This is a genomic window from Symmachiella dynata, from assembly GCF_007747995.1.
GTDB classification, from domain to species: domain Bacteria; phylum Planctomycetota; class Planctomycetia; order Planctomycetales; family Planctomycetaceae; genus Symmachiella; species Symmachiella dynata.
Genome location: NZ_CP036276.1, coordinates 4937341 through 4953117, shown reverse-complemented (window position 1 = coordinate 4953117; position 15777 = coordinate 4937341). Strand labels below are relative to the sequence as shown.

10 protein-coding genes are annotated in these 15777 nt (G+C 55.5%); 5 read left to right on the top strand and 5 right to left on the bottom strand.

Features of this window, described 5'->3' with window-relative positions; translation table 11 throughout:
* Positions 1-49 precede the first annotated feature (49 nt).
* Positions 50-1093 (top strand): substrate-binding domain-containing protein, encoded by a 1044-nt coding sequence (locus Mal52_RS18775; RefSeq protein WP_145377911.1) that lies wholly within the window; start codon positions 50-52, stop codon positions 1091-1093.
* Between the two features lie 523 nt (positions 1094-1616).
* Entirely contained in the window at positions 1617-2066 is a 450-nt protein-coding gene (locus Mal52_RS18770) for an RrF2 family transcriptional regulator (RefSeq protein ID WP_145377909.1), read from the top strand.
* A 10-nt stretch (positions 2067-2076) separates the two neighbouring features.
* On the opposite strand, the gene Mal52_RS18765 is transcribed toward Mal52_RS18770, so the two are convergent.
* Positions 2077-4425, bottom strand: a complete 2349-nt coding sequence (locus tag Mal52_RS18765) for a VIT domain-containing protein (RefSeq protein ID WP_145377907.1) — start codon at positions 4423-4425, stop codon at positions 2077-2079.
* 426 nt (positions 4426-4851) lie between these two features.
* Between Mal52_RS18765 and Mal52_RS18760 the strand changes: the two genes are divergently transcribed.
* Positions 4852-6438, top strand: coding sequence for an aspartate:alanine exchanger family transporter (locus Mal52_RS18760; RefSeq protein WP_197534317.1), 1587 nt, complete (start codon positions 4852-4854; stop codon positions 6436-6438).
* A gap of 77 nt (positions 6439-6515) precedes the next feature.
* Here the strand turns inward: Mal52_RS18760 and Mal52_RS18755 are convergent, their stop codons facing one another.
* The 3 genes from Mal52_RS18755 to Mal52_RS18745 all read right to left on the bottom strand — a co-directional run bounded on the left by Mal52_RS18755 (position 6516) and on the right by Mal52_RS18745 (position 9334).
* A complete protein-coding gene (locus Mal52_RS18755) occupies positions 6516-7472 on the bottom strand; it encodes a dihydrodipicolinate synthase family protein (RefSeq protein WP_145377903.1) in 957 nt (318 codons plus the stop codon).
* Positions 7473-7568: 96 nt separating this feature from the next.
* Positions 7569-8054 (bottom strand): transcription elongation factor GreA, encoded by a 486-nt coding sequence (gene greA, locus Mal52_RS18750; protein ID WP_145377901.1) that lies wholly within the window; start codon positions 8052-8054, stop codon positions 7569-7571.
* A gap of 374 nt (positions 8055-8428) precedes the next feature.
* Positions 8429-9334: a hypothetical protein gene (locus tag Mal52_RS18745; RefSeq protein WP_145377899.1), complete on the bottom strand. Its 906-nt coding sequence runs from the start codon at positions 9332-9334 to the stop codon at positions 8429-8431.
* Positions 9335-9749: 415 nt separating this feature from the next.
* Between Mal52_RS18745 and Mal52_RS18740 the strand changes: the two genes are divergently transcribed.
* A complete protein-coding gene (locus Mal52_RS18740) occupies positions 9750-13424 on the top strand; it encodes a CRTAC1 family protein (protein ID WP_145377897.1) in 3675 nt (1224 codons plus the stop codon).
* A 165-nt stretch (positions 13425-13589) separates the two neighbouring features.
* A complete protein-coding gene (locus Mal52_RS18735) occupies positions 13590-14516 on the top strand; it encodes an aminotransferase class IV (protein ID WP_145377895.1) in 927 nt (308 codons plus the stop codon).
* Between the two features lie 7 nt (positions 14517-14523).
* On the opposite strand, the gene Mal52_RS18730 is transcribed toward Mal52_RS18735, so the two are convergent.
* Entirely contained in the window at positions 14524-15624 is a 1101-nt protein-coding gene (locus tag Mal52_RS18730) for an ABC transporter ATP-binding protein (RefSeq protein WP_145377893.1), read from the bottom strand.
* Positions 15625-15777 lie beyond the last annotated feature (153 nt).

The window sequence follows — 15777 nt, the reverse complement described above, 5'->3', positions numbered from 1 at the left end:
GTTTATTACGTCGTCCTCTTTCCCGTCTCGCAGGATTCATCGACTTCCCATGCATCACACTTCTCGATTGCCGCTTCGTTTTTTTCAGATCGTCGCCACGGTTTTTCTGGGAGCCCTGTTCTCTATCGGTTGCGGGCAATCGGTTGAAGATGGCGCAGCCTCGAACGACCAATCCGACGAAATCGTCATCGCCATGATGCCCAAGTTGGTGGGCATCGATTATTTTGTGGCTTGCGAAAAAGGAGCGCAAAAGGCGGCCGATGATTTGGGGGTCAAGCTGATCTATGACGGCCCCGCCACGCCCAGCGGCGAAGAGCAGAATAATTATATCGATACCTGGATTCGCAACGGCGTCGATGCAATTTGCATTGCGCCCAATCAGCCCAAACGGATCAAGCCGTTCGTCGACAAAGCGCGGGCTGCGGGAATTACGGTCCTCACCTGGGACAGCGACGCGCCTGATAGCGGTCGGCAGTACATGGTCAATCAAGTCGATGACAAGGTATTGGGTGAATCGCTGATGGATGAGATCGCTCGGCAGATGAACGAGGAAGGGGAGTGGGCCATTGCGATCGCCAGTCTCGACGCTGCCAATTTAAATACCTGGCGCAGCTATGCCGAAGCCCGGGCGGCGGAAAAATATCCCAAACTGAAATTGGTCGAAACCGTCATCACCAAAGAGAACGAAACCGAAGCGGCGCAAAAAGTCGGCACGCTGTTAAACGCGCACCCGAACCTGAAAGGGATCATCGCTTTCGATTCCAATTCCGTTCCCGGAGCCGCCGAAGCCATCAAACGCGCCGGCAAGATCGGCCAAGTCGCTCTCACCGGCAATTCGACCCCCGGAAAAATGCGGCCCTATATTAAAGAGGGGGTCTTAGAAAGTTTCTTCCTCTGGGATCCCAACGCCCTGGGCGAACTGACCGTCCGCATCGCCAAGGCAGCCGTGGAAGGGCAGGAACTCAAAGAAGGGGATGACATCCCCGGCTACGGCAACCTCCGCTTCAGCCCGCGTGATGATCAAACCATCATCCTCTCCGACCCAATCCGCTTCACAGCAGAGAATATCGATGAATACGATTTCGGCTTTTAGCCGGCTTTGAGATGCGTGGTATGGAGGTTATCTAGCCACAGATTGAACACAGATGAAACACAGATCAAGCTGAAAAAGATGTTTTTCCTCGTTCCCCAACTTCGTATGGGAATGAAAGGCAGATGGTATAGTTTTTTACTTTTGTCTTTTTATCCGTGTTTCATCTGTGTTCAATCTGTGGCTAAATTTATTCCGCACCATTCAAAAAACGCTGATCGTTTGCAATACGGAAAGACGGTTACCTGAGTCGGCTTGGCACGGGGGGGGCCGGTGCTGTGGAGTAGGGGGCTGTTGCAAAGCGAGTGGGTCCGTCACTCGGGCTTTTCATGTTACCGGGGACTGTCTAAGATCGTTTTTGTAAAGGCGGGGGGATCTCCTTGAGAGGGAGACATGGAAAACGAGTTTGCGGCAACTTCCCCCCAAACTGCTGAACAGACTGAGGCGCTAAGGCGTCACACCTCATCGATGGGGATGCATTGTGCACTAGGTATGCCGGGCCAGCGCTTGAAAGGGATGAAACGGGATGTTATCGCAAACGGTTGAATACGCTCTGCGGGCGATCGTCAGTTTGGCGAATGAAGCGCCCGCCGCACAAACCAATGTGCAGATTGCCAAAGTGACCAAGGTACCCGCCGCTTATCTGTCGAAGGTGATGGCGAGTTTGAATCGCGCTGGGTTGGTTCACTCGCAGCGCGGACCCAATGGCGGATTCACCTTGGCCAAAAATCCTGAAGACTTATCGCTGTTGGAAGTCGTCAACGCAGTCGACCCGATTCGTCGCATCGAGACCTGCCCGCTGGATATTGCGAGCCACGGAACGCGGCTTTGCCCGTTGCATCGCCGTATGGACAATGCCATTAAGACGGTCGAGCAGGCATTTGCCAACACCACACTGGCCGAGGTCTTGGCTGACTCGAACGGCAGCAAGCCGCTGTGCGAGTCGGCGAATAGTAACCTCGTCAATCTGAGCTAACCGCAAACTGCTACTTCGCATCCCCCGGCGGGTCGATGCGGTAAGTTTTCCCTCGCAGGTTAATCAATACCGGCTCTCGAAATGCCAGGTACTTGCCCAATTCTTTGCCGTGCGTTGCTGCCAGATCGAAGTATTCGGTACTGAACTGCACGATTTTCTTGGCTTGTTTTTCCTGTTCGGCCGTGACTGTGGAATCCCGCCACAGACCGTCGCGTTGGAAAAATGTCTTTTGACCGATGTTGCGGACGGTTTCTGCTGCATCTGCCGACTCGCTATCGGATTCGCCATCCAGAGGCATTGCTCGCCGTGTATTTCGCCGGTCGACAGAGGGTGCCAAGCTCGGTAAATTCCCGCCAATTCCGCCACCAATCCCACCGCCACCGCCAAACCCGCCGCCACCGCCAATCCCACCTCTCTGCTGTATTCCAGGAAGCCGGTTGGCTGTTTTTAGTGCGGCCTTACCACGGCGACCGTAGAAGGCGTCACTTCCTGATACTCTGCGGCGAAATTTCAAATCGATATTGTCCTCTGCTCGCTGAGCATTCTGGCGATGCTGCATCAAGTCGGTTTCCTCATCTGCTAGAAACGATGTGTAGGGGGTCAATATGCCGTGCTTGATAGAGAGGGCGACTAGCTCGTCGACCAGCTCTTTGTTCTGGCCGTTGAGGTCCAAATCGTCCAGTATCTCACCGATCCGCCGCAATGCCCACAGCTTTTCGACAAAGCCGTTTGTCTCGTCTCCCGAATGTTCGACCAGAGCGGCATCGAATTCAAAACTGCGTGGCTCCGCACCGACTTTGCCTGTCAGTTTGACCTTGGTTGCGCCGCTTTTGCGATAGCGTCCGACCCAGATCAGTTGCTCGCCGCGAAACAAATCATTCAACTCCTGCGGGTAGGTCCGGGCGATGGGTGTTGCTGTTGCCGGATCGGGTTTCGCTTCGAATAAAAATTCAATAGCCAGATCGGTCAGTACCGGCGCGGCGATGCGGTTATACAGCGTGGCGACCTGGGCTTCGATGTCTTCGTTGGGACGCACGTAAATCGATTGTCCGCGCTGTTCACGCGACAGTCGATCCAGCAGGCGGCTATTGACGTCGAAACCAACGCCAAAGTTGAACATCCGAGCGCGAACCGTGTTGGCCACTTTGGCCTTTGCGGCAATTTTTACATCGTTCTGCTCGCCGACCGTCGGCAGACCATCGGTCAAAAACAAAACATAGTTCGGGCGGTCGGCGTTGGTGAGCATCTCCAGTGATTTTTGCAGTGCCCCATCGATATTCGTACTACCGCCGGCATAAAGCCCATCGACAAAACCGCGGGCTTGCGCAATCGTCGCTTCGTCCGCCCGTTGCAATTCCGGTCGGAAGGCATCGACTTTGGAATCGTAGGCGACGATATTGAATAGGTCCTCGGGGCCGAGTCGATCCAGGACGAAGCGCAAAGCTTTGCGAACCTGTTCAAATTTTTGTCCGCTCATACTCCCGGAACGATCCACGACGAACACCACCGTTTTGGGGACTACTTGGGCATCGGCGGCGGCAATTTCCGGCGCAGCCAACAGCAAAAAATAGCCGTCCTGGGACTTGTCGGGGCGATAACTGATTACGTTCATTCCGACCGGCCCACTCTCAGTGCCGAACAACAGACGAAAATCGTCAGCAGCGGCGACGTCGGTCAGCGTGGTTTTACAAACCGCCCGCTTGGACTCGGGACGCTCGATGTTCACATCGTGCGACGGGCTGTAGATGGTTTTGATCCCCTCGTTCGCCTGCACGCGGACTGTGAGATTCAATTGTTTGATTGGTTTGGTGGAGTGCTTGGAGTTGCCCAACGGCAGTGAGAAGTCAACCAGTCCGTCGCTTTTTTTGAGCAATTGCGAATAACGAATCTCGACCTTGCGCTGGGCATTGGGGGGGACGGGAAATACGCTCGTGCGAAACAATCCACGGCCCATATATTCCAGCAAAGCGGGGTCTTGGCTGCGGCGGACGATGTCTTCATAGATCCGCCGCGCTTCATCCTTGGGTAATAACCGACCGGGCAATTCTTTTCCGTCGACAATCAACGTCAATCCACTGATCGTGGCCTCATCGGGCAACGGAAAAAAGAGAGTCGCCTGCAAGGTACGGCTGCTTTTATTGGCGAAGATTTGCGAGACCTGAACCTCGGCCGCCTGATCGCGGATATCGGCTTGGATATCGACCGATTTGATCTCGTAGTCCTGCCGGATCGGCCGCGGGCTGGGGCGGGCAACCCGATCGCGCTCGGGGTTAATCACGATCACTTGGGCATTTGCGCTGGCTGAGGCGAACAGACAAATCAGGCCGACGATGAACGGGAGACTACGATAGCGCAACATGCTTCACCTCCGTGAGCGGATTGGGAGAACGTGCTGAAGTGATGTGACCAGCAACTTCGAGGAGTGAGACGATGATCCGTATGAAACAGTTCCTCAAAAATTTAGTAAGACTCGGAAATTACAGGCAAACAGCGCATTGATCCGATAGTCCTTCTAGTCTCAGCTAGGTTTGCGAAGAATTTGAGTACCAAAGTTTCTTCAAGGACGACTAGACATCTGCACAAATTCTGCGCACATACTGTTTTCACTAAGAGCGGCAGCATCAGCCGACAGTTGAGTCAGAGAAAAATGGCGTTAGTTTCTTCGTGCTGAAACCAGTGTATCTGTGGGACGAATATTGTGGCAGGCCAAAACTGATGGCGGAACGCCATACCGCGGCACGTCATTTGCGGACTTTGTCTACTGACAATGATGGAGCCGACAACTGTGAGTGAGTCAACAGAAGAGATAGTCACCTTGTTCGGGGTGATATGCCTCGGATTGATGCTGGGACGCATTACCTGGCGAGGGATTTCGCTGGGAACCTCTGGCGTCGTCTTCGTCGCGTTAGCGGCTGGGCACTTGGGGTACGCTGTCCCACAGACCGCAGGCACCGTTGGGATTGTGTTATTCGTCTATTGCCTGGGAATCGGTGCCGGGCCCAGTTTTCTCGGAATGTTTTTACAGCGAGGTCGGTCACTGATCATGCTGGCTGTCTGCATGATCATTTCAGCGGGCCTGATTGCCTGGGGCGTCGCCGAAATGCTGGGGCTCAGTCCGGGACTGGCTGCGGGATTATTTGCCGGGGCGCTCACCAGTACGCCGGCGCTCGCCGCTGCCTCCGAACGACTTCCGTTGGATACAGAGGTAGCCGTTGGCTTCGGCATCGCCTATCCGTTTGGGGTTGTGGGAGTCGTGTTGTTTATCAACATCCTGCCGCGGTTGCTGCCCGATCGATCCAGTTCCACGTATGGTATCAATGGCAACACACCGCTGGACCGCTCCATTACGCGCGTGCTAGTGGACGTGACCAATCCAAACGTTGCCGGCAAACGATCACGCGATCTCGCTATTTTTGCCAAGGCCAATTGTCAAATCTCGCGAGTCATGGTCAATGACAAACTGCAGCCCCCACCTGCGTCGTTTCAATTGGAAACAGGACAGCGGATTCTCGTGGTGGGTGCCAAATGCCACATCCCTGAAGTCGTGGAAGTGTTGGGGCAGGAATGCCAAGATGTGGATTATGTGTTGGATGTTGAACGGCAACACCGCCGTGTCGTCGTCACTTCGAAAAACGTCATTGGCCAATCGCTAAAACAACTGCACCTGCTTTCGAAATTTGGTGTGACCATTTCCCGGATCACTCGGCAGGATGTGGAATTTGTTCCCAGTCCCTCGGAAATCCTACAATCTGGCGATGCTTTGACCGCTGTGGGAGAGTTGAGAGGACTGGAACAGTTTGTCGAATTCGCTGGGCATCGAGAGCGAACTCTGGAGGAGACCGACCTGATCAGCCTTCTGTTGGGTTTGACATTGGGAATCTTAGTTGGGCATGTGAATTTTGCATTTGGCACACTTTCCGTATCCCTCGGTTTGGCCGGAGGACCATTGCTCGTCGGGTTGGTGTTAGGGCACATGGGGCACATTGGGCCGATTGCGGGATGGATGCCTCGCGCAGCACGGTTTCTGCTCTCGGAAATCGGGCTGTCGCTATTCCTCGCTCAGGCCGGTGCGCAAGCCGGCGGCCAGTTATTCTCCGTGATTCAGCGATACGGAGTCGTTCTGCCGTTGGGGGCGGTGATCATTGTGATCGTTCCCCTCGCAGTGGGCGTTCTGCTGGCAAAATATGTATGCCGCCTCGGCCGACTGGAAGCCGCAGGAGGTATCTGCGGAGCGATGACGTCGACCCCCGGCTTGGGCGCGGTCACGTCGATGGTCGATTCCAGTATCCCTTCGACCAGCTACGCCGCCGTCTATCCGCTGGCGCTGATCCTGATGACGATTCTGGCGCCGGTGTTGATTTCTCAGCTATAAGCAAACAGGAAGTTCACACGTCGACCAGACGATAGCTGCAGAAGCTGCCAAAGCGGAAACGAGCGGCAGCCTGGGCGTTACGCAATCAGGGCATCGAGTTTTCGCATGATCTCGGCCAAAATCGGCACATCCGAATCGGGGCGGGTTGGGCTGCCGGGGCAGGTGTTATCGCAGGGGATCCAACCTCGCAATTTCAAAAACTGTGCCGCGGAATGCTTGTAAGCGGGGCTGGGGTCACGGAAAGCAAACATTCCCAGATACTGCAGCCAATCATTGAGTTCATAAAACCGCGCGTCTCCCGCCAACCAATAGGCATCGCGGCGGGCGAAATAATCGGGGCCAAATGTGCTTAAGCCCAACAGGTAATCGCTGCCGTACATCACCATGTCGATTGCCAGGTCGTTGCCGGTGTAGACTTTGAAGTCAGGACGTAATTCGTCGCGCAATTTGAGGCGTTGCCATTCCGGTTCACGGCGAAACGAGGAATGCTTTGCACCCACGCATTGGGGAATCTTTAACAGAGCCGCATAGGTTTCGAGATCGTAAGTCTTCCCGAACGGCAGCAGGTCCTCGGTCAGTTCGAAGGCCAGAAAACGGTCGCAACCGGCGGCGAGTTGTTCATAGGCGGTGACGATCTCTGCCGAGGATTGACCGGTCAGTCCGTAGGATTGAAAAATCACCGGCATGCCGCCGTGTTGCTGAATCAACTCCATTTGCCGTAAGTATTCATCGGCGCACCAAGCAGCGCCCGGTTCATCGGCGGAATAGGCGCCGGCGCAAAACGGCGCGCCGTGCAGAACTTCCCGCGTCATTTCCAGCACGCGGAGCTTTGTCGGTTCGTCGATTAGGTTGAGAAACCCGGTGTCCATATTGACTGCGGGCATCAAACCGGTTTCCGCCGTGCGGAGAATATGCGCTTGCAGCGCGGTCCAGTCCACATCACCCGCTTCGGTGAACGGTAGCAAGATTGCGGAGATACCGGTCAGCTTCCGCTGTGGTCGAATCATTTCAGACGGACGAAAATCAGGCGACATGGAACGACGTTTCCTTACTTCATGGAGAGCAATTCAGTGGGAGACTGGGGTACAGACCGCGTGCGCCGGCGTCCTGGAGCGACGATTCTCTGCGGCTTAGTCGTCGGAATCATCGATGGCAACGACTTCGTACTCCGCTGTCCCTTTCGGGAGCGGGACTTCGACTTTGTCGCCCGGTTTTTTCCCCATGAGCGCGGTTGCCAACGGACTACTGGTGAGGATTTTCATGATCTCACCCGTATAGTCGTCTTCACCGGGGCCGACGAATTCGTATTTTTCTTCCATGTCGTCGGAAAGGTCTTTGATCGTCACCACGGAGCCAAACGTGACAATCCCCTTGGGCAACTTGCTTTTATCAACGATATAGGAATCGGCGAGTTTTGTGCGCAGTTGATTGATCTTGGCCTGCAGAAGCCCTTGTGCTTCCCGCTGCGCATGATACTCCGCGTTTTCACTCAAATCTCCTTCGGCGCGGGCCTCGGCGATTTTTTCGGCGATGAAAGGCATTTCTTCCTCTTCCATCCGCCGCACGTCCTCGCGGATTTTGTCAAAACCCTCACGCGAAATCGGTTGTTTCTCCATAACAATTACTCACTGCAAGATTCGAAATTTTGCCGGCGCGGTCGGCGATGCCACCGCCTCCGACTCCAGGCCGCACGACTCGCGGTCATTGTGCGAGTGCACGGCGCAAAAACATCTGTGATAGATAGCAAACTGCCCAAGGAGCAATTGTTCCTTGGGCAGCGGGATTTTCAAATTGTGTCAATTCAATCGCAGTTGCGACGAACGGGTATTTTGGCGAATCGTGTACGAAAATGCTAGGGCAGTCTACTGCCGGTTAAAAAACCGGCGTGTGGCGATGTTTGCCCTCATCAAAACAAAGGGCAAAACCACGCGCTTCTGCCGGTGGATCCCCATTATTAAGGGACTGCCACCCGTCGGTCAAGATCGTTGACTCAATCTTGGGGACGTCGTAGTTGAGAAAAGCTGATTCCATCGGCCGGTCGGGAAACTTTTGGGGCGCGCGGTTTCGTAATCCTCGGTGTCATCCCCGCGATGGCGTCCGACGGAAAGCGATCGGACTTCAGGTGGATGCGTTTGTTGCGTGTCGAACGCAGCGACAACGAGGGCCCATCCTCAAGAAATCCATCGACCGGTAGACAGGCTAAGATGGCGCGAAACAGATCTTCTGGGAGCGAGTCGGTGTCCGTGTTTGCCTCGTCGGCCGCTGGGAATGCCGCACGCATGCCGGCGATGAGCAGGGTCCAGGTCGCGTGGTAAGTGGTGTGTGTTTGATTTTGGAAATAATCAACACCAAATTCGCGGGCACGACGCGCATCGCACGCGTAGTCGACCACCTCATCTCGCAGCACCATCTCAGCCAACAGCAAATCGGTCCAACGTTCGAGCTTGCGCCGCGTACGGTCCGTGGCGGCGATGCGTTGGACATCCTTGTCGTTTGCGGCGCCGTCGACCAATAGCCGCAAGGCTCGTTGCCGGACCTTCAATTGTAGAACCAAGATATTGAGGGCCACAGCACCATAACCGCACGTTGGGTGCAGCCGATCCCGCGCGGCCAACACACCGCTCCAGACGCGGGTCAGCATCTCCGTCGCAAACACCTCCTCGAGCAGCGGTCCCAAACGGTCCCACAATGATTCGTTGGGATGCGCATCGTTTTCAGGAGATGTCTCCTCCTCGATGCAGGCATCGATCCGCCGTAGTTCGTCAATCAATCGGCACCGCGTTGCCTGCCAGCAGACTTGCAGTTGCTCGTCGCCGAGCGGTTGCGGAAATTCGATGAACGAACGACTCTGCGCGGCGATCATTGCCGCGAATTCGGTGATTTGATGAATGCTCAAGATGGATTCGTTTCGTCTGTACAAGTGGTTTCAAAACCCTTGGACGCGCCCCGCTGACACGGATCGGACCGTTTCTGGAACTATCGCAACGGGGTTTTGAAACTGGTTTTAGTCAATGAGAACGTATCGGTGCGTGAATGGACCGCTCAAAGAACAGCGATCCGCTGCATCAAATTGCAAACCGCATGCCAACGGAGTCGAACAGCTGATTTTCAGTATTCACAGCTGTTTGCAGTATGGTTTGTGACGGTTTCACCGATTCCCCTTCGCATCCATGTTGCCGTTTCACCACAGAGGGTGTTGCCGAAATCCCTCAAACCTACAGTGAAATTCGAAGCGGATCGCTTGCGTCCCGGCAGCAGACGTTCAAGAATCGGGGAACGTTCCCCCCATTGTTTCCAACGCTGATAAATCTATGCCTACTCAGAACGACGATTCGTCTCACCTTCCACGCACCGTGTTGTTGTGCGGTCTAGTTCTCGCCATTTTGCTGGGGATTGGCTGGTGGCTGTTCTTAAAGAAACCGGCCGCGCCACAATTGGCCCAACCCCCGGTCGAGCCCGGAGCCAACGAGGGTTTGACGGATGCCGGCCGGTTGGAGTTGTGGCAACTCAAAGAGCGCGGCGTGGGATTGCTCGAAAACCACAAATACGCCAGTGCCATTGAACCGCTGTCGCAAATATCCGCCGCACTGCCGGATGATCCGCTCGGGCCACGGGATTCGGTGATTGCGCTGTTGTTGGCCCTGGAAACCAACCCCGCGACCGCCGACGCAGCCCAAGCCGCCGTAGCGGAACTCGAAAAAGTACAACCCGATGCGGTCGCGACATCAATCTTGGCGGCAAAGGTGTTGGCGCAAAGCGGCGATACAGCAACTGCCATACAGCGGCTGCAACAAGCGACGCAGTCTTCGCCTCAGGAATTGACCTTGTGGTTTGAATTGGGGAGATTGCAGCGAGATTCCCCCGAAGCTGATGTGCGACGCCAAGCAGCGGCATCGTTTCAACACGCCTTTGAATTGGCCCCTGACAATCTCGCCGTGTTGTGGAATCTGCTGCAAAGCCAAGCGGATGGGCAGCAGGCCGCCATTGTGGAAACGATGCGCGCGGCCCGCCCGTTGGTGGCACCGATCACCTCACAGGCGACTGAAGCAGGTGTGGATCTGTTGCGCGAGATTGACGATGCGCTGCGAGCAGCGGATGTTGGGCGCACGGATGATCTGTACCGGCATGCGTTCATTGTGGCGAACGTAATCAAGGCGCATCCTTTCGCGCGTCGCGACGGTTTGCGGGCTTCGCCACATCCGTTGGCGTACGTCTTGCAGGACTTCACGCCTGAGTTTTACGCGAATTGGGAAAAACCGCGTCCCACCGCGGACGCACCGGATGACGAAACGCGGATCGTTGTCAAATTTGCCGAATCACCCGCGCTGCCACAATTGCCATTGCAAGACGCTGTCATTGATTTCGTGGTCGCAGATTTCGATTTGGACGAGCGGAGCGATCTGATTGTGTTGCTCGAAAACCGCATCGAAGTTTATGCCCGCCCTGACAACACGGCACCCTGGACGAAAGTCTGTGAAATAGCGGTGCCGCCCGGCATGCAGCATCTACTCACAGCGGACCTCGACGAAGATGTGACCGTCGATGCGACACCGGAAACGGTCCGCTGTCATAATACGGACCTGGATGTTGTGGTCTATGGCACTTCCGGGGTTGTGATTTTTGAGAACGTTTTGGATACCGCCACGAACCAACGGGCACTAGTAAATATCGAACAGACACCGGCGTTCGCGCAAGCTAAAAATATTTCCGCAGCCGTGTTGTTTGATGTCGATCACGACGCGCTGTTGGACTTAGTTCTGGCAGGCGACGCGGGAATCCAAGTTTGGCAGAATCGGAGCGGGCTCAAGTTTCAGTTGTTACAAACGCTGAGCGTCGATGACGAGACCCCGGTTCCGCGGGCGATGGCGGTTGTTGATTGGGATCGCGATATTGATGTCGATGTGATCCTGGCCGGTGAGAAAGCTCCCACGGTGGAGATCTTACGGAATCATCGCCACGGACGTTTTTCGCGGGAATCATTGGGGCAAGAGTTCTCTCAAGTTCCGCCGGCCGTAGCTCTTGCCGTCTTAGACGCCGATGGAAATGGATCGTGGGACATTGTGACGGCCGGAGCTGACGGTGTCACCTTGATTCGCACGGCGACGCTCAACGCGGGCATCGTGCAGGAAATCGCGATGACTCGGATTTCTCAAACAGCGGCCGACGGCGTGTTGGTTTGGGATTACGACAACGATGGCCGATCCGATTTATTGGCGTGGAACCGGCAAGGGTTGGAGATCTATCGCGGCGTCGGTAATGGTGAATTTTCATTGGAAGAGGACATCATAGAAGCTTCTCCCACCGATATCCGGCAATGCCGTGTGGATGATGTCGATGCGGACGGTGATTTGGATCTGCTCATCGCCACGTCGCAAGGAATCAGCATTTATGACAACCAAGGAGGCAACCAAAACCATTGGTTGAACATTCGCCTTCTGGCTGAACAAGAGAAGGGCGGGGCGTCGCCCGATCCCGGTGGTCGGGTGAATTATCATGGCATTGGCAGTTTGTTGGAGTTGCGGCGCGGTAACCAATACATCCCGCAAATTGTTACCGGCCAGGTCACGCACTTCGGTCTCGGTCCCCAACCGCAGGTCGAACGGGTGCGGATCGTGTGGGCGAATGGTTTTCCACAGAACATTATCGCGCCCGAGGCAGATGCGCATATTTGTGACCAGAAATTGTTACTGGGCTCTTGCCCGTATCTCTACACGTGGAATGGCGAAGAGTTTGTGTTTGCCACCGACCTGTGTTGGGCGGCTCCGTTGGGTTTGAAATTCGCCGACGACGTTTATGCCCCATCGCGTGCGTGGGAATATCTGAAGGTTGACGGGGATCAATTACAGCCGCGCGACGGCAGTTATCAATTGCAGGTCACCGAGGAATTGTGGGAGGCGGCCTATTTCGATCGCATCAGCCTGATCGCCGTCGACCATCCCGCCGATGTTGAAATCTACACCAACGAAAAAGTCGGACCCGCTTCGATGGCTGAACACAAGATTTTTACTGTCCGCAACCCGCGCTCACCGGTCGCCGCCCACGACAAACGGGGCCACGATCTACTGCCAGAATTAAGTCTTATCGACGGTGACTTTGCCAAACCGTTTGAGCAGCGAATCAAACAGGGGCTTGTCGAGGATCATTATCTGGAACTCGACTTGGGGGACCTCAGCGGGGCGAAGCAGATCATGTTGTATTTGACTGGCTGGGTCTATCCGACTGATACATCGTTGAATATCCGTTTGTCGCGCAACGAACAATTGCCTTCGCCGCGACCCCCGTCGTTGTGGGTTCCGGATGCAGAGGGAACGTGGCAGCAAACGATGCCGTATACCGGATTCCCCGGTGGAAAGACGAAAACGATTGCTATTGATATCTCCGATGCATTCTTGACCGACGACTTTCGCCTGCGGTTGGCGACCAATATGGAGTTCTATTGGGATGCTGTGTTCATCACGACGGACGAACCGCCAGCGGAGATACGTACGACAGAGCTAACACTGCAATCGGCTGACCTGCACTATCGTGGGTATTCGGAAATCGAACATCCGACCGGTTACGGTCCGGATCGTTATCTTTATGGGCGACTCCAAAAAGATTTTACCTGGCCCCCGATGCGCGGGCATTTTACGCGGTACGGCGATGTGAGCGAATTGTTAACCGCCACCGACGACCGCATGGCGATCATCGGCAGCGGGGATGAAATGACATTGAAATTCGCGCTCCCACCAGACGCGCCGCCGCCGGGGTGGAAACGTGATTTTGTGATGCACAACGTCGGCTGGGACAAGGATGCCAATCTGAATACCGCTTATGGACAAGACGTCGCGCCGCTACCGTTTAACGCGATGAGCGGCTATCCTTATCGGGACGACGAGACGTATCCCTTAACGCCGGAAAATCGCGCCTACTTGTTGAAATACCAAACCCGCGTCCAGGACTGGAACCAGTTTTGGCGAATCGTGCCCGGCGACTCCCCGCGTTAAGTTCGCTCTCACCCCCCCCCTCGTTCCCAAACTCCGTTTGGGAACGCAACCACTGCAAAGCTCCGCTTCGCTCGATCATCAACGAATTCCCCACCACGTTTTGCAATAACAGCCGAAGCAGAGTTTCGGAACCAGGAATCCCACGACCCCCAACGAGGCTCAACAATGCCCGCTCGTCAAATCTACATCTCCGGTGATATGGTTCCCGAGTCCGAAGCGAAGATTTCGATCTTCGACAGCGCCGTCATGTTGGGAGACACGGTCACCGAATCGACGCGGACGTTTCGCCACCAGCCGTTCAAGTTGGAGCAACACATTGAGCGGTTGTACAAGTCACTGAAAGTGACCCGTATCGATCCCGGCCATTCACCGGAAGAAATGCTGCAAATTTCACGCGATGTGTTGGAGGCGAATCTTCCGTTGTTGGGGCCGGAGAATGATTGCTGGTTGGTGCACAATATTTCACGGGGCATATCGGTCGCCGGCGCTGATCCCACCAAACAGGTTTCCCCGGCGACGATCATGATCTTCACCTCGTTTTTGGACCTACGTGATTGGGCCGAATTTTACTCCACTGGGTGCCATGCGGTCACCGCCATGAGTCGGGCGGTCCCCGCGCAAGCACTCGACCCCCGCATCAAAAACCGTAGCCGCATGGCGTATACCCTGGCCGAAGCGGAGGTCAAACTCGTCGACCCGGCGGCACAGGGGATCTTGTTAGACATTCACGGCAACGTGGCGGAAAACAAAGGGGCGAATGTCTTTCTCGTCAGCGAGGGAGAGATCCGCACACCCACAACCGCCAACGCCCTGGCCGGGATCAGCCGAGCTACGATATTTGAATTGGCGAAAACCTGCGGGATTCCCATTCGCGAAATGGACCTGCAAACCTACGACCTCTACACCGCTGATGAGATTTTCTTCACCAGTACTCCGTATTGCATCATGCCGGCGACACAATTCAATGGTTTGGTTGTCGGTGACGGCGCCGTGGGACCGGTCGCGCAGCGGTTGCTTGCTGCTTGGAGTGAGTTGGTGGGGATGGATATTGTTGGGCAGGGGCGGCAGCAGCTAGCTGCGAGTAGGCGGTAGGCGGTGGTTAAGGGGTGGTGGGTAGGATGGTTCCTTGGGGGGTGAACAGGTGGGCTTTTGTTAGGTTGGGTTTTAGGGTGACTTGTTCGTTGCGCTGGGGCGTTTGATGTGTTTGGTCGCGGAGAATGAATTCTTGCTTGCCGGTTTTTAGATAGATCAGGCTTTCGCCGCCCAGCGGTTGGATGTCTTCGACGGTGGCTGGAAATGTCGCTGTGTTGATGTCGTGGTTGACGATGCTCAGGTGCTCGGGTCTCAGGCCGAGAGTCACCGGTTGTTTATCCAGGGCCACCGATTGATCCTGGGGGTTCCTCGGTAAGGGCAGCGTGATGTCGCCGCTGTGAAATGAAACGCTTTCTGCAGTGACGCGCAATTCGCCCTCCCAGAAATTCATTGATGGCGTTCCTAGGAATCCAGCGACGAAACGATTGGCGGGGTGGTCGTACAACTCCAATGGTGGGCCGATTTGTTGGACCTGGCCCTCGTTCATGACCACGATTCGGTCCCCCAATGTCATCGCCTCGACTTGGTCGTGCGTGACATAGACGATTGTCGCTTCCAACCTGCGGTGCAGATCTGCCAATTCGCGGCGCATTTCTGTTCTTCGCCGTGCATCCAGATTGCTGAGTGGTTCGTCGAATAAAAACACGGCCGGCTTGCGGACGATGGCTCGCCCGACGGCGACGCGCTGCCGTTGTCCTCCGGAAAGTTCCCGCGGCTTACGCTGGAGTAACTCCTCAATTCCCAACAGGGCAGCGGCCTGTTGGATTCGCTCGGCGATTTGTGTTTTGGGCAGCTTGCGGAGTTTGAGACCGAATGCCAAGTTCTGTTGGACGGTCATGTGCGGATAGAGCGCGTAGTTTTGAAAGACCATCGCCACGTCGCGGTCTTTGGGCGGGACGTTGTTTACCGGTCTCTCGCCGATGCAAATCGTGCCGTCTGTAACCTCTTCCAGGCCGGCGATCATCCGCAATAATGTCGATTTTCCACAGCCTGAAGGGCCGACCAGTACCAGGAATTCCTGGTCGGCAACGGTCAATGACACATCCACCACGGCGGGGATGTTCCCGTCGTAGGTCTTCGAAACGTGCTGCAGGTCGACTTCCGCCACTGGGGGATGCACCGTCGTTGGGTTGGGGGGAGGCTAGGCGGCCTCGATCTTAGAGGAGTGGCAAAGGGTGGTCAAATGGCTGCGTGTGGAATACAGGGCGAATCGGTCTCCCACAATAGACAATGCCACTGACGGAATCGCTCCGTCAGTGGC